Source organism: Ruegeria sp. YTSA226, from assembly GCF_059609905.1.
The window spans coordinates 1-18,060 of sequence record NZ_JBXWMQ010000026.1; the positions used below are offsets into that span (position 1 = coordinate 1).

Annotated in this window: 14 protein-coding genes; 7 read left to right on the forward strand and 7 right to left on the reverse strand. The window is 58.4% G+C overall.

What is annotated here, in order from left to right; all coding sequences use genetic code 11:
- Window positions 1–272 precede the first annotated feature (272 nt).
- From AC2FFF_RS19280 to AC2FFF_RS19295, 4 genes are all read right to left on the reverse strand, one after another.
- Entirely contained in the window at window positions 273–560 is a 288-nt protein-coding gene (locus AC2FFF_RS19280) for an HU family DNA-binding protein (RefSeq protein ID WP_142637567.1), read from the reverse strand.
- 130 nt (window positions 561–690) lie between these two features.
- Window positions 691–2,154 carry an AMP nucleosidase gene (locus AC2FFF_RS19285; RefSeq protein ID WP_281973950.1) on the reverse strand — a complete coding sequence of 488 codons (1,464 nt, stop codon included), beginning with the start codon at window positions 2,152–2,154 and terminating at the stop codon, window positions 691–693.
- Window positions 2,151–3,953, reverse strand: a complete 1,803-nt coding sequence (gene ade, locus AC2FFF_RS19290) for an adenine deaminase (protein ID WP_281973951.1) — start codon at window positions 3,951–3,953, stop codon at window positions 2,151–2,153. The genes AC2FFF_RS19285 and ade overlap by 4 nt, the downstream gene beginning before the upstream one ends.
- Window positions 3,954–4,096: 143 nt before the next feature.
- A complete protein-coding gene (locus AC2FFF_RS19295; protein ID WP_281973952.1) occupies window positions 4,097–4,972 on the reverse strand; it encodes a LysR family transcriptional regulator in 876 nt (291 codons plus the stop codon).
- A 116-nt stretch (window positions 4,973–5,088) separates the two neighbouring features.
- On the opposite strand from AC2FFF_RS19295, the gene AC2FFF_RS19300 reads away from it, so the two are divergent.
- Window positions 5,089–5,844 (forward strand): class II aldolase and adducin N-terminal domain-containing protein, encoded by a 756-nt coding sequence (locus tag AC2FFF_RS19300; RefSeq protein WP_271952596.1) that lies wholly within the window; start codon window positions 5,089–5,091, stop codon window positions 5,842–5,844.
- Window positions 5,845–5,856: 12 nt separating this feature from the next.
- A complete protein-coding gene (locus AC2FFF_RS19305) occupies window positions 5,857–6,846 on the forward strand; it encodes a sterol desaturase family protein (RefSeq protein ID WP_281973953.1) in 990 nt (329 codons plus the stop codon).
- Here the strand turns inward: AC2FFF_RS19305 and AC2FFF_RS19310 are convergent.
- Window positions 6,843–7,784 (reverse strand): GlxA family transcriptional regulator, encoded by a 942-nt coding sequence (locus AC2FFF_RS19310; RefSeq protein WP_496883070.1) that lies wholly within the window; start codon window positions 7,782–7,784, stop codon window positions 6,843–6,845. The two genes, AC2FFF_RS19305 and AC2FFF_RS19310, sit on opposite strands and share 4 nt — an antisense overlap.
- A gap of 77 nt (window positions 7,785–7,861) precedes the next feature.
- On the opposite strand from AC2FFF_RS19310, the gene AC2FFF_RS19315 reads away from it, so the two are divergent.
- The 3 genes from AC2FFF_RS19315 to AC2FFF_RS19325 are packed head-to-tail and all read left to right on the forward strand — an operon-like array spanning window position 7,862 to window position 11,813.
- Window positions 7,862–9,022: an acyl-CoA dehydrogenase family protein gene (locus AC2FFF_RS19315; RefSeq protein WP_281973960.1), complete on the forward strand. Its 1,161-nt coding sequence runs from the start codon at window positions 7,862–7,864 to the stop codon at window positions 9,020–9,022.
- Window positions 9,019–11,037: an acetate--CoA ligase family protein gene (locus AC2FFF_RS19320; RefSeq protein ID WP_281973955.1), complete on the forward strand. Its 2,019-nt coding sequence runs from the start codon at window positions 9,019–9,021 to the stop codon at window positions 11,035–11,037. Before AC2FFF_RS19315 ends, AC2FFF_RS19320 begins: the two co-directional genes overlap by 4 nt.
- The gene (locus AC2FFF_RS19325; protein WP_281973956.1) at window positions 11,034–11,813 is read left to right on the forward strand and encodes a carnitinyl-CoA dehydratase; all 780 of its coding nucleotides are present in this window, start codon (window positions 11,034–11,036) and stop codon (window positions 11,811–11,813) included. The genes AC2FFF_RS19320 and AC2FFF_RS19325 overlap by 4 nt, the downstream gene beginning before the upstream one ends.
- A gap of 6 nt (window positions 11,814–11,819) precedes the next feature.
- Here the strand turns inward: AC2FFF_RS19325 and AC2FFF_RS19330 are convergent, their stop codons facing one another.
- Entirely contained in the window at window positions 11,820–12,452 is a 633-nt protein-coding gene (locus AC2FFF_RS19330; protein ID WP_142637587.1) for a class I SAM-dependent DNA methyltransferase, read from the reverse strand.
- A gap of 89 nt (window positions 12,453–12,541) precedes the next feature.
- Here AC2FFF_RS19330 and AC2FFF_RS19335 point away from each other — a divergent pair, with 89 nt between their 5' ends.
- A complete protein-coding gene (locus AC2FFF_RS19335; protein ID WP_281973957.1) occupies window positions 12,542–13,387 on the forward strand; it encodes an SDR family oxidoreductase in 846 nt (281 codons plus the stop codon).
- 4 nt (window positions 13,388–13,391) lie between these two features.
- Here the strand turns inward: AC2FFF_RS19335 and AC2FFF_RS19340 are convergent, their stop codons facing one another.
- Window positions 13,392–15,011, reverse strand: a complete 1,620-nt coding sequence (locus tag AC2FFF_RS19340) for a GMC family oxidoreductase (protein WP_281973958.1) — start codon at window positions 15,009–15,011, stop codon at window positions 13,392–13,394.
- A gap of 428 nt (window positions 15,012–15,439) precedes the next feature.
- Here AC2FFF_RS19340 and katG point away from each other — a divergent pair, with 428 nt between their 5' ends.
- A complete protein-coding gene (katG, locus tag AC2FFF_RS19345) occupies window positions 15,440–17,641 on the forward strand; it encodes a catalase/peroxidase HPI (protein ID WP_281973959.1) in 2,202 nt (733 codons plus the stop codon).
- The last annotated feature ends 419 nt before the right edge of the window (window positions 17,642–18,060 follow it).

Consider the following 18,060-nt stretch of genomic DNA (forward strand, 5'->3'; position numbering starts at 1 on the left):
CCAAAGGTATTCCTCTCGGCCATCGCTCTCGCTGCTACAGTCCTATTCTGGCTGTAAATCAATGAGTCTGGAGCCTAGGCCACCGGTCCTGTTGCGCACCCAGCTAATGAGCGCGGCGCTAGATTTATTCTTCGCTGATCTCAGATTGCATAACACCAGGCTGACCACGGCCGGCCTCCCAAAGCCTTACAAAAAACTGGCTTCAATAGGGGGGTAAAAGAAAAAGGGCCCCCAAGCGGCGGCCCTTGATCGTTTTGCAGTGAAAGCTGGGATCAGCCGTTCACGCTGTCCTTCAGCGCCTTCGCAATGGTCATTTTGACCACTTTGTCGGCTTCTTTCTTGAACTGCTCGCCGGTGGCAGGGTTACGCACCATGCGCTCGGGGCGCTCGCGACAGTAGATTTTGCCGACACCAGGCAGGGTCACCGCGCCGCCCGCCGACACTTCGCGGGTGATCAGGCCGGTCATGGCCTCCAGCGCAGTGTTCGCAGCTTTCTTGTCGGTTCCCATTTCCTCAGCGAGAGCAGCAACCAGCTGAGTCTTTGTCATAGGCTTTGCCATTTCTTGGTCTCCTTAACGTGCCCGATAAATAGGGCCTCACCGCGTAACTGTAACGGGATATTGTAGGTGAACACAACGAATAGTAGCGTCGAAAACCCTAAAAATAGGGGGAATTCGTTGCTTTTTTGCTTCAGAGAAAGGCCGTTTCATCAAAGGAACGCAATTTCCGGCTGTGCAGGCGCTCCAGCGGCATGCCCCTCAGGTGCTCCATCGCACGAATTCCGATCGCGAGATGGCGGCTGACCTGCGTGGTATAGAAGGCAGAGGCCATGCCAGGAAGCTTTAATTCGCCGTGCAGCGGCTTGTCTGAAACACAGAGCAACGTGCCATAGGGAACACGGAACCGATAGCCGTTGGCGGCAATGGTCGCGCTTTCCATATCCAGCGCGATTGCCCGTGATTGGCTGAGTCGCTGTACCGGGCCGGACTGGTCGCGCAGTTCCCAGTTGCGGTTATCGACCGAAGCAACGGTGCCTGTGCGCATGACCCGTTTCAGCTCATAACCTTCCAGCTCGGTGACCTCGGCTACAGCCTGTTCCAGCGCAACCTGAACCTCGGCCAAAGGCGGAATCGGCACCCAGACTGGCAGGTCATCATCCAGAACCTTGTCTTCGCGCAGATAGGCATGGGCCAGAACAAAATCGCCCAATGCCTGTGTGTTGCGCAGCCCGGCGCAGTGGCCAACCATCAGCCAGGCATGCGGGCGTAGCACGGCGATATGATCGGTCGCGGTTTTGGCGTTCGACGGACCGACGCCGATATTGACCAGCGTGATACCCGATCCATCCGCCCGCTTTAGGTGATAGGTCGGCATCTGCGGCAGCTTCAGGGGTTGTTCCAGCACTCCGCCTTCGGTGGTAATCTCGACATTTCCGGTCGAGACAAAGCCGGTATAGCCACTGTCTGGATCGGCCAGCTGCGCGCGGGCATAGTTTTCGAATTCCGAGACGTAGAATTGATAGTTGGTGAACAGCACATGGTTCTGGAAATGACTGGGATCAGTCGCAGTGTAATGCGCCAGCCGGGCCAGTGAATAGTCGACCCTTTGCGCAGTAAACAAAGACAGCGGGCCGTCTTCTTCCTCGTGGTTATGGACGCCATTGACGATGTCGTCATGGGTGGTTGTCAGGTCCGGTACGTCGAATACATCGCGCAGGGTAAATCCCGCGGCGCCCTGATGCGGAACGATCAGATCGGGATTGTTGGCCACGGCGAAATGAACCGGAATGGGTGTGTCCGAGGCCCCGATCGTGACCGGCTGGTCATGGTTTCTGATCAACAGGGCAATCTGTTGGGTCAAATAGGACCGGAACAGATCTGGCCGCGTTACAGTGGTCGAGTGGATGCCCGGTTCCGAGACGTGACCAAAACTTAGCCGGCTGTCGACCCGCGCATAGGAGGAGGTTTTGATGCGAATTTCCGGGTAATAGGCTCTGAAGCGTTCAGTTGGTGCTCCGTGCTCGATCACATTGGCAAAGTTCTCGCACAGGAAGCTGGTGGCTTGCTCGTACAGTTCTTCCAACCTTGCGACCGCGGCTGCGGGATCGGTGAAGTTCTCGGGCGCGGGGGCCTTAGGTGCTCGTATTATTGTCATGCAAGGGGTTCCAAAAGATCGATCTTTTCAAATTTGCGCACATCCACCAGCCCGACATCCGAGATCCGCAATTCTGGGATCACCACCAGGGCCAGCAATGAGTGCTGCATATAGGCGTTGTTCAGTTTACAGCCACAGGCCTGCATGGCCCGAACCATTTGTTCGGCCTTGGCGGCTACTTCGGCTGCCGGGCTATCAGACATCAGTCCAGCGATGGGCAGTTCCACCAGCGCCAGTTCCTCACCGTCTCGGAAAATGGTGATGCCACCGCCGATCTCGGCCAGCCGATTTGCGGCAAGGGCCATCTGTTCGCGGTCGGTCCCAACAACAATCATATGGTGACTGTCATGGGCCACGGTCGAAGCCATTGCCATGCGCCCCTGATATCCAAACCCCGAGACAAAGGCATTTGTGACCCCGCCCGTTGCGCGGTGGCGTTCGACAAGCGCAATCTGGCAGACCTCACCCTCGGCTTCAACCAGGCCGCCAATGATGGGCAGTTCGGCCTTTAGCGCTTTGGTCGGGGCCTGGTTTTCGACCACACCAATCACATTGGCCTGAACGCGGTTCGCCCCCTTAGGGGCCTCGATCTGAAAATCCGCGCTGGTCAGGGCATGGCCCAGATGCACGGTGTTTCGAGCGGCTGCAGGCCAATTCAGATGCGGGCAGTCCGCAGTGATCTTGCCGTCCTCAGCCACGATTTGGCCGCGCGCTATGACAAGCTCGATGGGCAGGTCCTTCAGGTCCGAGCTGAGGATGATATCCGCCCGGCGCCCGGGCGTGATCGAGCCGATATCGCGTTCCAACCCGAAATGCGTGGCTGTGTTGATCGTTGCCATCTGCAGCGCCACCAAAGGGTCACAGCCACAGGCAATCGCATGGCGCACCACGCGGTTCATATGCCCTTCATTGACCAGTGTGCCGGAGTGGCAATCATCCGTGCACAGGATGAAGTTGCGCGGATCCAGCCCTTTCTCGGTGATGGCGGTAATCTGACTTTCGACGTCATACCAGGCCGATCCCAACCGCATCATCGATCGCATCCCCTGACGCACCCGCGCGATGGAGTCGGCTTCGCAGGTGCCTTCGTGGTCATCCGCCGGGCCGCCTGCCACATAGGCAGCAAAGTCAGGCCCTAAATCAGGCGAAGCATAGTGCCCGCCAACGGTTTTCCCTGCCCGTTGGGTCGCGGCAATCTCGGCCAGCATCTTGGGATCGCCATGAATGACGCCTGGGAAATTCATCATCTCGCCCAGTCCGATGATGCCCGGCCAGTTCATCGCCTCGGCCACGTCTTCGGGGGTGATCTCATAACCGGTGGTCTCAAGCCCTGGCGCCGATGGCGCGCAAGAAGGCATTTGGGTGAAAATGTTAACGGGCTGCATCAGCGCCTCGTCATGCATCATACGAACGCCGTCCAGGCCCAGCACGTTGGCTATTTCGTGCGGGTCAGTGAACATGCTTGTCGTGCCATGAGGGATAACGGCCCCCGCAAATTCGGCCGGGGTCAGCATTCCTGATTCGATATGCATATGCCCGTCGCACAGGCCGGGCAGCATATACCGCCCCTCTGCCTCGATGATCCGGGTGTTCGGGCCGACGCAGTGCGAAGCATCGGGGCCAACATAGGCGATACGTCCATCGACAATCGCGATGTCATGATCGGGCAGGGCTTCGCGGCTGTGCACGTTAACCCAGATCCCGCTGCGGACAACAAGGTCAGCGGCTTGACGCCCTGCGGCGACAGCGATCAAACGGGGGGCGGTATCGGGCCAGCTTGGGAAAGGTGTGAATTCCATGGCCCAACTTTCCCGAACGCACGGAAAGGTGCAACCCCTGCTCGGCAGTTATCATGATTCCGTCATGCAGCGCGTCAGCGGTGTTGTGCCTAGCCCCGTGAAGGTCCCGTAAGAGCCGCTATGCTAGGTAGGAGAGCCACGGCCTAGCCAGGGAACGTTTTCGCAATCTCGCGCCGGACCCATTCGGCAAAGGCAATCGCTCCTGGTGACTCTTCTGCCTGAGGCGACAGCAACAGGTAATAAGCCTCTGGTACAACTGCGCGATATTCGAATGGTGCAACCAATCGACCTTCATCAATCAAGTCGCGCGCGATTGTGTCATGCGTCAGGCACAAGCCACCCCCGGCCATCGCAACCGACAGGCTGACCAGATAGGTGGTGGAATATGTGATCGGAGGATTTTCCCAAATTAGCCCCTGATCTTCGATCCAATTCTGCCAGTTCGACAGCAGGTTTGAGCAGTCATACAAGGGGGTTCGCTGTAGTGTATCCAGCGACACCTCATAGCCCGGCGCGCAAACCGGATAATAATGATCGGATCGCAGCAGTTCGGTTCGCACCGTGTCCGAAGGTCTGAGCGAAAATCGAATTTCTACCGCAGCCCCCTCCGCCATTTCCCGGGGCTCCCACAACTCGGTGAATATGTTCAGCTGTACAGACGGGTGTTCGGCCTGAAACATTGGAAGGCGGGGAGCCAGCCAGTTGACCGCAAAAGTGATGTTGCATTGTACCTGCACCGCGTTCTGCTGGGCCCCGGTCACGGCCCGCGTTCCGCGCAGTAATGTGCGAAATGCCTCACGCACGACAGGGAGATAGCTGATCCCGGCCCCGGTCAATTCAAGTGCGCGGGGACGGCGCAGGAAAAGCGGTTGGCCAAGATAGGCCTCAAGCGACTTGATTTGCTGGCTGACTGCACTTTGTGTCATGTTCAGGTCGTGCGCTGCCGCGGTAAAGGACAGGTGGCGGGCCGCGGCCTCGAAAGTCCGAAGCCAACCCAACGGGGGCAGCTGTTTTTGCATGGGCATAACCTGGCCATTAGTTCAGCTTATGAAATAGACGCGATTTTTTCGTTGGTCAATTTTTTCTACTGCGGGCACGATTTTCCAATCAAGCAATCTGCTGACAGGAGACGGAAATGAGCGTTGCCAGCTTGCGCCCCAATATTGACCATTGGCCTGAACGTGTGGATTTGGCGGCCACATTTCGATGGGCTGAACGTCTGAATATGCACGAAGGGGTCGCAAACCATTTTAGCTTGGCGGTGAATCAGGACGGCACACAATTCTTGATGAACGCCAATCAGATGCATTTTGCACGAGTTAAAGCATCGAACCTGCTTTTTCTGGATGCCAAAGACGCTGATGTCATGACCCAACCCGGCGCACCGGACCCAACTGCCTGGGGCCTGCATGGTTCGATTCACCGGCACTGTCCTCATGCCCGCTGTGTAATGCATGTGCATTCCATCTTTGCCACGGTTCTGGCCTCGTTGGCCGACAGCACATTGCCGCCGATCGATCAGAACACCACTACGTTTTACAACCGTTATGTGGTCGATCACGAATTTGGTGGACTTGCTTTCGAAAGCGAGGGGGAACGTTGCGCAACCATGCTGGCAGACCCAAAAAAGAAAGTCATGATCATGGGTAATCATGGGGTTTTGATTTTGGGCAGTAACCCGGCAGATGCCTTTAATAGACTCTACTATTTCGAACGCGCTGCTGAAACGTATATCCGTGCCTTACAGACGGGCCAACCCCTGCGCGTTTTGTCAGACGAGATTGCGGAAAAGACAGCTCAGGAACTGGAAGAATATCCCGATCAGGCCGAGGCACATTTGCGTGAGATCAAGGCCCTGTTGGATGCCGAAGGCTCGGATTACGCAAGCTGACGAGAGACCGTGATGCCGGACACTGACCAAAATCCCGAGGCCGCCCGCTGGAATTACCACCCCGATGGGCCTGTGGCTTTGAACCCGCTGTTTAACTGGCCGCCCCGCCTGTCTGCAGTGTTGAAATGGTATGGTGGTGCATGGCTTCAGGTCACTGCCCTGACCCTGTGCCTGGGGCTTGCGGTGGTGGCCTATGTGCTGTTTTTCCCGGGTTTAGAGACGATGAAGACCTTCCAGCCCGGCTGGATGTTCCGAATCTGGTTGCTGAACATGGTGCCTCAGATTCTGGTCGCGGGCGGGCTGCATTGGTGGCTGTACATGCGCAAAGGGCAGGGCATGTACAAGAAGTTCGACCGCCGGGATCTGACCCGGGACAACGGGACCTTCACCTTTCGCAATCAGGTCTGGGACAATATCTGGTGGACCCTGGGCAGCGCCATGAGTGTCGCCACGATTTACCAATGGGGGATCTATTGGGCGATGGCAAATGGCTATGTCCCCACGGTCACATGGTCCGCCGCACCGGTCTGGTTTGTGATCTGGATGTCGCTAATCCCCATGTGGTCGGGGCTGCATTTCTATTGGGTGCATCGGCTGGAACATCACCCCAAGCTCTATAAACATGTCCACGCCGTGCATCACCGCAACGTCAATATCGGGCCGTGGTCGGGGATTTCAAACCACTGGTTTGAGAACCTGTTGTACTTCACCACCTATTTCATCCACCTGATCGTGCCGTCGCACCCGATGCATCTGTTATTCCACGCCTATTTCCAGCAGGTCAGCCCGGTGCTGTCCCATTCCGGGTTCGAAAAGCTCAAAGCCGGAGAGACCGAGGCCGCCCGCGCAGGCGATTTTTTCCACCAGCTGCATCACCGGTATTTCGAGTGCAACTATGGCACGTCCGAGATTCCGTTCGACAAGTGGTTTGGCACTTATCATGACGGTTCTGCCGAGGCGACGACGCGGACGCGGGCTTATAAAAAGCAGATGTATACTTAACCCACTCTCAGGGCGCGCGGTGTGATCCCGAATTCGGCGCGGAAGGCGCGGGTCAGGGCGCTGGGGTCGTCGTAGCCAGCGCGCAGGGCGATCTCGCTGACGGTCAGATCGGTTTCTGTCACCAGCTTCCGCGCCAGATTCAGGCGCAAGCGACGATAGACCTGGGCGGGACCCGCCCCCAGTTCGGCCTGCATCCGTGTCGACAATGCCTTGTGCGAGCGTCCGACCTGTCTGGCGATATCCGTAATGGGCAGCGGGGTTTCAAGATTTTCCTGCATCAATGCCAAGGCCTTGTTCACATACCCACTGGTTGCCCCGACCCCTCCGGAATGCGACCGAGCGGAATCGCGGGTCATGAACAGTTGCGTCACCTCGAGGGCCAGTGCCTGCCCGTGGTCATGACCGATCAGATGCAACACAAGATCAAAAGCTGCCATGGCGCCGGAACAGGTAATGCGATTCCGGTCTAGGACATACCGCTCGCGCTGGGCGTCGATCTCGGGGAACCGCTCGGTAAAGCCGGTCAGCTCTTCCCAATGGATGGTGGCGCGATACCCGTCCAGCAGTCCGGCCAGCGCCAGCAGCCAGCTTCCGGTGTCCAGCCCAGCCAGAACGTCATAGCGATTTGCGGCGGATCGCAATCCGGTCAGCGTCGGCCAGCCGCCATGCGCGCGAAACCCATATGATGGCATCACCATCAATGTACCGCCGCGGGCAGATTGCAGTCTTGCGTGCGGCGTAACCTGCAACCCCGAGGATGATGTGACCGGCCCTTCTGTCAGCGACAGGAATTCCCAGTCATACAGTTTTCGTCCAGCCAGCGAATTGGCCGCGCGCAGGGGTTCGACGGTGTTGGCAAGGCAATGGTTTGAAAACCCATCAAAAAGCAGAACCCCGAATTGCTGCATCGCGGCAGGCGATTTTGTCCATCTTCGCATGGTTAACGTCTATTTCTGCACGATGAACTTTGCAACCTGGGCCACGATATCGCAAGCCCCAGATGTGGAGACCGCAGATGCAATATGGCCTGACCGACGAGCAAGAGATGATCGCCGCGACTGTTCGCAGTTTCGTCGAGAAAGAGATCTATCCACATGAAGAGCTGGTTGAACGTACCGGCGAAGTTCCGCAGGAAATAGCGGATGAGATCAAGCGCAAGACAATTGAATTGGGTTTCTATGCCTGCAATTTTCCCGAAAGCGTCGGATGTGCCGGGCTGAACCATCGGGAATTTGCACTGGTCGAGCGCGAACTGGGTCGGGGATCGATGGCCTTGAACCACTTCTTTGGCCGTCCGCAAAACATCCTGATGGCCTGCGAGGGCGAGCAAGTCGAACGCTATCTGATGCCCGCAGTTCGGGGCGAAAGGATGGATGCACTGGCGATGACCGAACCAGGTGCAGGTTCGGATGTGCGTGGTATGAAATGTGCCGCAGTTCGAGACGGCGGAGATTGGGTCGTCAACGGGACCAAACATTTCATCTCGGGCGCGGAGCATGCCGATTTCATCATCGTTTTCATCGCGACGGGTGAAGATCAGACGCCAAAAGGTCCAAAGAAACGGATCACAGCCTTTCTTGTGGATCGCGGCACGCCGGGATTCACCATCCGGGACGGGTATAAATCGGTCAGCCACCGGGGCTATAAGAACATGGTCCTGGATTTTGACGATTGTCGCCTGCCCGACAGTCAGGTGTTGGGCGAGGTCGATGGCGGGTTCGAGGTGATGAATACCTGGCTATATGCCACCCGCATCACCGTGGCGACCATGTCGGTCGGACGCGCACGTCGCGCCTTTGACTATGCGCTGGACTATGCAGCCACGCGTGAACAATTCGGTCAGAAAATCGGCAAGTTCCAGGGCGTGTCATTCCAGATCGCCGATATGATCACCGAAATCGATGCCGCTGATCTGTTGACGCTGGCAGCGGCCGACCGGCTGGACAAGGGGCTGCCTGCAAACCGCGAGATTGCCTCGGCCAAGCTCTATGCGTCCGAAATGCTGTCGCGCGTGACCGATGCCGCGATTCAGGTGCATGGCGGCATGGGGCTGATGGACGATTACCCGCTGGAACGGTTCTGGCGCGATGCGCGTGTCGAACGCATCTGGGACGGTACCAGCGAGATTCAGCGTCACATCATCAGTCGTGAGCTGTTGCGGGCACTTGGCGCATGACAACGGCGCTGGCACGGGCGTTGAACCCCAGCTCCATTGCCGTGATCGGTGGTGGGGCTTGGTGCGCGTCAGTCATTCAACAGGCGCGCAAGTTCGGGTTTCAGGGCGATATCTGGCCGGTCCATCCCAAAGCCGCCGAGGTCGCCGGAGAGAGGGTGTTTGCACGGCTCGAAGATCTGCCCTCGGCCCCGGATGTGGCCTTTGTGGGCATCAATCGTCATGCAACAATCGAGGCGGTTCAGGCGCTGGCAGCGATCGGGGCAGGGGGCGCGGTTTGTTTCGCGTCGGGGTTCACCGAGGCGCGAGCCGAGGATGATCTGGGCGCCGATCTGCAGGACCAGTTGATTGCAGCCGCCGGGGAAATGCCTGTTCTGGGTCCCAATTGCTATGGTTTCGTCAACGGGCTGGATCAGGTCGCAGTCTGGCCGGATCAGCATGGGATGCAACCGGTGGAACGAGGCGTAGCGATCCTGACGCAAAGTTCGAATATTGCAATCAACATGACCATGCAACGCCGGGCCCTGCCGCTGGCGTTCATGCTGACCTGCGGGAATCAGGCGCAGACACATCAGGCTGACGTTGCCTCAACACTTCTGGACGACGACCGGATCACCGCTATCGGTGTTCATATCGAAGGGTTTGGCGATCTGCGAAAATGGGAGGCTTTGGCCGACAAGGCACGCAGACGGGGCGTATCGGTCGTTGCTTTGAAAATGGGCCGCTCGTCCCATGCGCAGGCGGCGACGATTTCGCATACCGCGTCTTTGGCAGGTGGTGATGCGGGCGCGCAGGCGTTTCTGGACCGGTTGGGAATCGCACGGTTGGACGACATTCCCAGCTTTTTGGAATGTCTCAAGCTGTTGCATGTTACGGGGCGATTGCGCGGCAGCGGGTTGGGTACCATCAGCTGCTCGGGCGGCGAGGCCAGCCTAGCCGCAGATATGTCCGAGGGGCGCGATCTGCATTTCCCGCCATTGACCAAGGTGCAGCAAGCTGACCTGCGCGCAGCTTTGGGGCCCATGGTGGCGTTGGCGAACCCGCTGGACTACCACACCTATATATGGCGGGACACCAAGGCGATGACCCGCGCGTGGTCGGCGATGACCGGGCCGGAACAGGCCATTACCATTGCGATTGTCGACTATCCTCATACCGACGCATCGGATTGGGAATGTGCCACCCAAGCGGCGTTGAACTGCGCAGCCCAAACCGGGCGACCTTTTGCCGTTGCCGCGACCCTACCAGAACTTTTGCCAGAGGAAGTGGCGCAGCGCCTGCTGGACGGCGGTGTGGTGCCTTTTGCCGGTCTGCATGAAGCCTTGGCTGCGGTTGAGGCCGCCGCGCGGCCGGTTGCGGCACCGGCTGATCCGGTACTGTTGCCCTCGCAGGCTGAGGCAGACCATGTCTTGACCGAAGCAGAGGCCAAACGGGCGCTGGCAGATCATGGTCTGCGGATTCCTCAATCCTTAGTGACGCGTCCGGACAAGGCTGCGCATGCTGCATCGAATCTGACCGCGCCTTTCGCGGTCAAGGGCGTCGGGCTTGCGCATAAATCCGAACACGGTGCGGTGCGCCTTGGCGTCGGCTTGGACGATCTGAGCGCGGTTGCGACCGAGCTTGGAACCGACGAAGTTCTGATCGAAGAGATGGCCCAAGGCGGTGTTGCCGAGTTATTGATCGGCGTCACCCGTGATCCGGCCCATGGCTATGTTCTGACGCTAGGGGCTGGAGGCGTGCTGACCGAAATTCTGCGCGACAGTGTTTCAGTGCTGATCCCGTCATCCCGGGACGTGGTCCGTCAGGCGCTGGGCAAGCTGAACTGTGCGCCGTTGCTGGAGGGGTATCGCGGTAAACCGGCGGCGGATACCGAGGCGATCCTGAATGCAGCCGAGGCTGTGCAAGCCTATGTTATTGCCAATGCAGCCCATGTCAGCGAAGTTGAAATCAATCCACTCATCTGCAATCCTGATGGCGCTGTGGCCGTGGATGCTCTGATCCGAAAGGCACGTATATGAACCCGGTTAAAACCAAGCGCGATGGCGCGATTCTGCAGGTCACTCTGGACCGACCCAAGGCAAATGCCATTGATCTGGCCACCAGCCGGATCATGGGTGAAGTGTTCCGCGAATTCCGCGATGATCCAGAGTTGCGCGTGGCCATCCTGACCGGTGGTGGCGAAAAGTTCTTTTGCCCGGGGTGGGACCTGAAGGCCGCCGCGGACGGAGACGCCGTGGACGGAGATTATGGAGTCGGCGGTTTTGGCGGGCTGCAGGAATTGCGGGATATGAACAAGCCTGTCATCGCCGCGGTGAACGGGATTGCCTGTGGTGGCGGGCTGGAACTGGCGCTGAGTGCGGATATGATCATCGCTGCAGAGCATGCCAGCTTTGCCCTGCCCGAAATCCGGTCGGGCACCGTGGCCGATGCGGCCAGTGTAAAGCTGCCAAAACGCATCCCCTACCATATCGCGATGGAACTGCTGCTGACTGGCCGCTGGTTCGATCCGGTTGAGGCAAAAGGTTGGGGCCTGATCAACGAGATCGTCCCAGGTGATCAGCTTTTAGACCGGGCATGGGAACTGGCCCGTTTATTGGCCAGCGGCCCCCCGCTGGTTTACGCGGCGATCAAAGAGATCGTGCGCGACGCCGAAGATTCCAAGTTTCAGGATGCCATGAACCGGATCACCGGGCGGCAGTTGCCGACGGTGGACATTCTATATGGTTCTGAAGACAACCTCGAAGGCGCGCGCGCCTTTGCCGAGAAACGCGACCCGGTCTGGAAAGGGCGCTGAGCGGGTTCAGATCTTCTCGAACATTGCGATAAGGGCGGTATCGTCCCGGTTGGGCCCGGCAGCCAGGTCGCCGTAGATTCGAACTTCGGGCAGGGACAGGTTTTGTATCTGCCCATGGGCAAGCTGGTGCAGTGCGTCAGCAAATCCCAGAGATTCGTAGTGTTTCGCGTTAATCGACAGAGCGAATTGCGCGCCTGTCCGGGCCACGTTCAACAGCGCGGGCAGGGCCTCGGGGCCGAGATGGCCATGGGTAAATGTGCCCGAGGACACAATGCCCGAATAGCTGTCGCGCGGCACCGGGATGCCCTGGTTCAGGTCAGCCTCAATCGCGTCGCGGTAGATGTCTTTGCGCAGAGCCTGATCCAGCATCTCGGCGCTGATATCGGTGGCGTCGATCGGACCAACGCCCAACCCGGCCAGTACCGCACCGCAAAGCCCGGTGCCTGCACCGACATCCAAAACCGGACCCTGTCCCCCGGCGCTGACAAAGGCGCGGGCGGTGTGGATATGCAACTGATAGTCCTCGCGCGCCGCAAAACCGTCATCATAGTCGCCGGCCCATTCGGCATAAAGCCGTTTGTGGTCCTCGGGGCTGTCTAGCGCATAAGCTGCATGCAGGTCGGGCGATTTTGTACTCATGACTCATGAAAGGCGTATGTGGGGATTCGAATCAAGTATCCAGTGGCGGGTGCTTGCATCTTGGACCATTGGCGATCATCAAGAAGGATATGGTTAAGACACTCTTTTCATTCGGTCACGGATATTCGGCGCAGGCCCTGTCGCGGCACATTGAACCGGCGGGTTGGCGCGTATTCGGAACTACGCGCGATCCGGCGCAATCGGGTGCGGTCCGCGCATCCGGTGCCGAACCGGTGATCTGGCCCGGTCAGACGGTTGATTTGGACGGGGTAACACATCTGTTGATTTCGGCCGCGCCGAATGCGGGCGGAGATCCAGTGCTGGCGGCGCTTGGCGACAAAATCGCTGACCGCGCAGGTCAGTTCGATTGGGTCGGATACCTTTCCACAACCGCAGTCTATGGGGACCACAAAGGCGGTTGGGTGGACGAGGCGACCCTTCCTTCACCAATGGCCGAGCGCGGCAGGTGGCGCGTCCGGGCCGAGACACAATGGCAAGACATTCCGGGCCTGCCCGTCCACATCTTTCGCCTTGCCGGGATATATGGCCCCGGGCGCGGCCCATTTTCCAAACTTAAACGGGTGGGAATGCGCCGCATAATCAAACCGGGGCAGGTGTTCTCGCGCATCCATGTGGCGGACATCGCGCAGGTGCTTGCGGCGTCGATGGCATCGCCGAACCCAGGTGCGATTTACAATGTCTGTGACGATGAGCCGGTGCCGCCACAGGATGTCATCGCCTATGCGGCTGAGCTGCAAGGCCTGCCTCTGCCCGCTGCGGTTCCGTTCGACCAGGCCGATATGTCCCCGATGGCCCGAAGTTTCTATAATGAAAACAAGCGGGTCAGGAATGACCGGATCAAGGATGAACTGGGTATCCGGCTTTTGTATCCGGATTACCGCGCTGGACTGCAGGCCCTGATGAAGGACGGCTGAGCCCTTATCGGGCGGTGGCTTTGATCAGGTCCGCGGCTTTCTCGGCGATCATGATGGTTGGGGCGTTGGTGTTTCCCGAAACCAGAGTCGGCATGACCGATGCATCGACCACGCGCAGCCCCTCGATCCCGCGCACGCGCAGTTCGGGGTCAACCACGGCCATCGCATCCACACCCATTTTGCAGGTTCCGACCGGGTGATAGATCGTATCGGCGCGAGCGCGAATATGGTGCTCCCAATCCGCATCGGTTTGAGCGTCATCTATGCCGTACATCGCTTTGTGCCGGAATTTACTGAAGGCCGGCGCGTGCAGAATGTCTTTGGTCATACGCGCGCCCTTGATCAGCGTGTCCAGATCGCGGTCATCGGACAGGTAAGCCGGATCAATTGCCGGAGCGGCAAAAGGATCGGCGCTGTGCAGCCCGACCGTGCCACGGCTTTCGGGGCGCAATTTGCACACATGGCAGCCGAACCCATAGCCATAATGCAGCTTCCTTGCATGATCATCGGCCAAGGAAATGACAAAGTGCAGCTGGATGTCGGGGCGATCCAAAGCCGGGGAGGTTTTCAGAAACGCGGCGCCCTCGGCAAATGGCGTGGCCGCCATCGACTCACCGGTCTTACGCCAGCGCCAAATATGTCCTGCCAAATTCAATGCGGCAGCGGCACCGATGCCGAATGTGTTGGTGTCCCGGGTTTTATAGAGCAGCGTGAAATCCAGATGGTCCTGCAGGTTCTTGCCAACGCCCGGCAGGTTGTGCCGCACCTCGATCCCATGTTTGACCAGATCATCAGCGGCACCAATCCCGGATAGCTGCAACAACTGCGGAGTTTGAAGTGCACCGGCGCAAACCAGAACCTCGCGTCTGGCGGAGACAGTGATATCCGCACCTTTGGCCTTTTTCCTGTACACAACGCCGGTGGCCCGCTTTCCTTCAAAAGTCAGCTCTTTGGCATGGGCGTCAGTAATGACCGCCAGGTTCGGGCGGTCCATGACCGGAAAGACATAGGCCGCCGCTGCCGAGCATCGCTCGCCATTCTTCGACGGGTCGTGAAACTGTGTGACCTGATACAGACCAACGCCCTCGTTATCGCCCCGGTTGAAGTCCCGGCTTCGGCGGTGCTGCATCTGTTCGGCGGCTTCGATAAAGGCAAGCGTGATCGGGCGCGGCTGTTTCTGGTTTGACACGTGCAGAGGGCCGCTGTCGCCGTGATGGTCGTCGGCGCCATCTTCGTTATGTTCGGACATCTTGAAATAGGGAAGGACGCTGTCCCAGTCCCAACCGGCACAGCCCAGTTCAGCCCAGCCATCATAGTCCTGACGCTGACCCCGGACGTACAACATTGCGTTAATCGCGCTGGACCCGCCCACCGTTTTGCCGCGCGGCTGATATCCTTTGCGGCCGTTCAGCCCCGGTTGGGCCACGGTTTCAAATGCCCAGTTGTTGATTTTCGGCCGCCCCGGCAGCGAGGCCACTGTTGCCGCGGGCAATCTGGTAAGCATGCCGTTGCCGCCGTTTCCGGCTTCAAGAAGGCAGACACGTATTCCAGGATCTTCGCTCAGGCGACCGGCAAGAACCGAACCGGCGGATCCTGCGCCGACAATTACATAATCAAATTGCATTCAGACTCCAAAAATTTTCGGAACCGGCAGTCAAATACGCCGGTCAATCTGTATTAGGCGCGGATCCGAACAAAAGAACCCGCGCTCATGTCGTTCATAAAGACAGTGGTCGCATACGGATGAAAAACAAGGGCTGTGGTCTATATGTGACCCAAGGTTATTCAGGGATTTGAAAATTGCTCCGATTGCACGGGATCCGGGGATGTTCTCTTCATAATTATTTCCTATGGTTTTCATCATTAAACAAAACTTTTATGCATGAATGCAATTTGCTATTTCTGACTAGGTCAGGACTTCAGGAATACCGATACCCTTGCCAGATGCTCAGCGTATTTGGATGGGGAAGACGTGTCTTGAATCTGTGTTCTTGATTACCACGAATTTCACTGCGCAAGATCGCCGGATATTAGCTAGGATTGGAGACCGATATGGACGGAAGTGATAACCCCAAAGCAGGCGGATGCCCTGTGATGCACGGCGCTGGAACCCGTTCCAACCGGGATTGGTGGCCGAACCAGCTAAACCTGTCGATCCTGCACCAGCACGGAGCGGCTTCGAACCCTCTGGGTTCGGATTTCGACTATGCCGAAGAGTTCAAAAAGCTGGATATGAAGGCGCTGAAAGAAGACCTATATGCGCTGATGACCGATTCACAGGAGTGGTGGCCGGCGGATTATGGCCATTACGGCGGTCTGTTCATTCGGATGGCCTGGCATAGTGCAGGCACCTACCGGACGGCAGATGGCCGTGGCGGGGCCTCGACCGGGAACCAGCGTTTTGCGCCGCTCAACAGTTGGCCGGACAACGGTAACCTCGACAAGGCGCGTCGTCTGCTGTGGCCGATCAAGCAAAAATACGGAAACCAGATTTCCTGGGCTGATCTGATGATCCTGGCAGGTAACTGCGCCATCGAATCCATGGGTGGCAAAACCTTTGGTTTTGCCGGCGGCCGTGCCGATATCTGGGCCCCCGAAGAAGACATCTATTGGGGAACCGAGACAGAATGGCTGGCCCCGACCGACAATCCGCAGAGCCGGTATTCCGGTGAGCGCGATCTGGAAAACCCTCTGGCCGCAGTTCAGATGGGCCTGATCTATGTAAACCCTGAAGGTCCGGACGGAGAGCCCAACGTTCTGGCTTCGGGTCGTGACATCCGCGACACCTTTGGCCGGATGGCAATGAATGACGAGGAAACCGTTGCTCTGGTTGCTGGTGGTCACACTTTCGGCAAGGCGCATGGCGCGGGCGATCCCGATCTGGTCGGCCCCGAACCCGAAGCCGCCCCGATCGAAGAGATGGGCTTTGGTTGGATCAACAAGTTTGGGTCCGGCAAGGGTGACGATACCACGACATCAGGGATCGAAGGCGCCTGGACCGCAAATCCGATCCAATGGGATAACGGCTATTTCGACCTGCTGTTCGGATATGACTGGAACCTGACCAAAAGCCCCTCGGGCGCGTGGATTTGGGAACCGGTGAATGTCAAAGAAGAAGACATGGCCCCGGCGGCGCATGACGCGTCGAAGAAGGTCAAAACCATGATGACCACCGCCGACATGGCGATGCGCATGGACCCGATCTATGGTCCGATCTCAAAGCGTTTTCACGAGAACCCGGAAGAATTCGCTGACGCTTTCGCCCGTGCATGGTTCAAACTGACCCACCGCGACATGGGCCCGCGTTCGAATTACATCGGCGAGGAATCTCCGGCCGAGGAACTGCTGTGGCAAGACAATGTCCCCGCCGTGGATCACGAGCTGATCGGTGACGCGGATGTGGCCGAGCTGAAGGCTAAGATCGCGGCCACTGGCCTCTCGGTGTCCGAGCTGGTTTCGACCGCATGGGCTTCGGCCTCGACCTTCCGCGGCTCGGACAAGCGCGGCGGTGCCAATGGCGCACGTATCCGTCTTGCTCCGCAGAAAGACTGGGACGCGAACGAACCGATGAAGCTGGCCAAGGCACTGACCGCGCTTGAGGGCGTTCAGGCGGTGTTCAACGGCGCACAATCCGGGGGCAAGAAAGTGTCTCTGGCCGACGTGATCGTTCTGGCCGGTAATGTGGGTGTCGAACAGGCCGCCAAGGCCGGCGGTCAGGAGGTTGAGGTTCCGTTCACCCCGGGCCGTACCGATGCGACGCAAGATCAAACCGATGTGGACAGCTTTGCCGTGCTCGAGCCCGAGGCCGACGGCTTCCGCAACTATCAGAAGACGGATTATTCGGTTTCGCCCGAAGAGCTTCTGGTCGACAAAGCCCAGCTGCTGACGCTGTCGGCGCCTGAAATGACCGCGCTGGTTGGCGGTCTGCGCGTGATCGGCGCCAATTTTGGTGACACCAAGCATGGTGTGTTGACCGACCGCGTCGGCACGCTCAGCACCGACTTCTTCACCAACCTGCTGGACATGGGCACCGAATGGAAACCCGCGGGCAAAGGCGTCTATGAAGGTCGGGACCGCGCCAGCGGTGAGGTCAAGTGGACCGGTACCCGCATAGATCTGGTCTTCGGCTCCAACTCGCAGCTGCGGGCTCTGGTCGAGGTCTACGGTCAGGCAGGCGCAGAAGGCAAATTTGTCTGCGACTTCGTCTCGGCCTGGAACAAGGTCATGAATGCAGACAGGTTCGATCTGAAGTAAGCCTGTGACCTTCGCAGAATTTGCGCCGTCCGAGGAGACTCGGGCGGCGTTTCCTTGCCCCGGTTCCGGGCGCATACCCAGCAATGGGTACGATTCCGCCCAGGGGCTGTTCTTTCCGCTGTTACATGCGGTCCGTTACCGACTCGGAAGAGAGAATTATTAAGCTAACATTTTGTTTTTATTAACATAGAGAAGTTTCTGTTAAGAAATGCAAAGTTTTTTCAGATTGGGGGTTGCAGGTCCCAGACCTAATCCGTAAATACCCCTTCACCGGCGCTGCTGAGGCGCTTGTGACACACTGGAGAGACGGTGGGAAGGGCTGGAGAGACGGCCGGACGCATCGGAGAGACGGTGGGCATCTTAGGGAATGATTTAGGCGGGCGCGCTGATGTTATTGGCGCAACGGTCTGATTTTTGGC

Bases quoted from the DNA above. Each gene is read 5' to 3' on its own strand.
- AC2FFF_RS19315 (WP_281973960.1), top strand. From the start codon at position 7,862: ATGCAATATGGCCTGACCGACGAGCAAGAGATGATCGCCGCGACTGTT.
- AC2FFF_RS19340 (WP_281973958.1), bottom strand. From the start codon at position 15,011: ATGCAATTTGATTATGTAATTGTCGGCGCAGGATCCGCCGGTTCGGTT.
- AC2FFF_RS19325 (WP_281973956.1), top strand. From the start codon at position 11,034: ATGAACCCGGTTAAAACCAAGCGCGATGGCGCGATTCTGCAGGTCACT.
- ade (WP_281973951.1), bottom strand. From the start codon at position 3,953: ATGGAATTCACACCTTTCCCAAGCTGGCCCGATACCGCCCCCCGTTTG.
- katG (WP_281973959.1), top strand. From the start codon at position 15,440: ATGGACGGAAGTGATAACCCCAAAGCAGGCGGATGCCCTGTGATGCAC.
- AC2FFF_RS19285 (WP_281973950.1), bottom strand. From the start codon at position 2,154: ATGACAATAATACGAGCACCTAAGGCCCCCGCGCCCGAGAACTTCACC.
- AC2FFF_RS19300 (WP_271952596.1), top strand. From the start codon at position 5,089: ATGAGCGTTGCCAGCTTGCGCCCCAATATTGACCATTGGCCTGAACGT.
- AC2FFF_RS19305 (WP_281973953.1), top strand. From the start codon at position 5,857: ATGCCGGACACTGACCAAAATCCCGAGGCCGCCCGCTGGAATTACCAC.
- AC2FFF_RS19280 (WP_142637567.1), bottom strand. From the start codon at position 560: ATGGCAAAGCCTATGACAAAGACTCAGCTGGTTGCTGCTCTCGCTGAG.
- AC2FFF_RS19310 (WP_496883070.1), bottom strand. From the start codon at position 7,784: ATGCGAAGATGGACAAAATCGCCTGCCGCGATGCAGCAATTCGGGGTT.
- AC2FFF_RS19330 (WP_142637587.1), bottom strand. From the start codon at position 12,452: ATGAGTACAAAATCGCCCGACCTGCATGCAGCTTATGCGCTAGACAGC.
- AC2FFF_RS19295 (WP_281973952.1), bottom strand. From the start codon at position 4,972: ATGCAAAAACAGCTGCCCCCGTTGGGTTGGCTTCGGACTTTCGAGGCC.
- AC2FFF_RS19335 (WP_281973957.1), top strand. From the start codon at position 12,542: ATGGTTAAGACACTCTTTTCATTCGGTCACGGATATTCGGCGCAGGCC.
- AC2FFF_RS19320 (WP_281973955.1), top strand. From the start codon at position 9,019: ATGACAACGGCGCTGGCACGGGCGTTGAACCCCAGCTCCATTGCCGTG.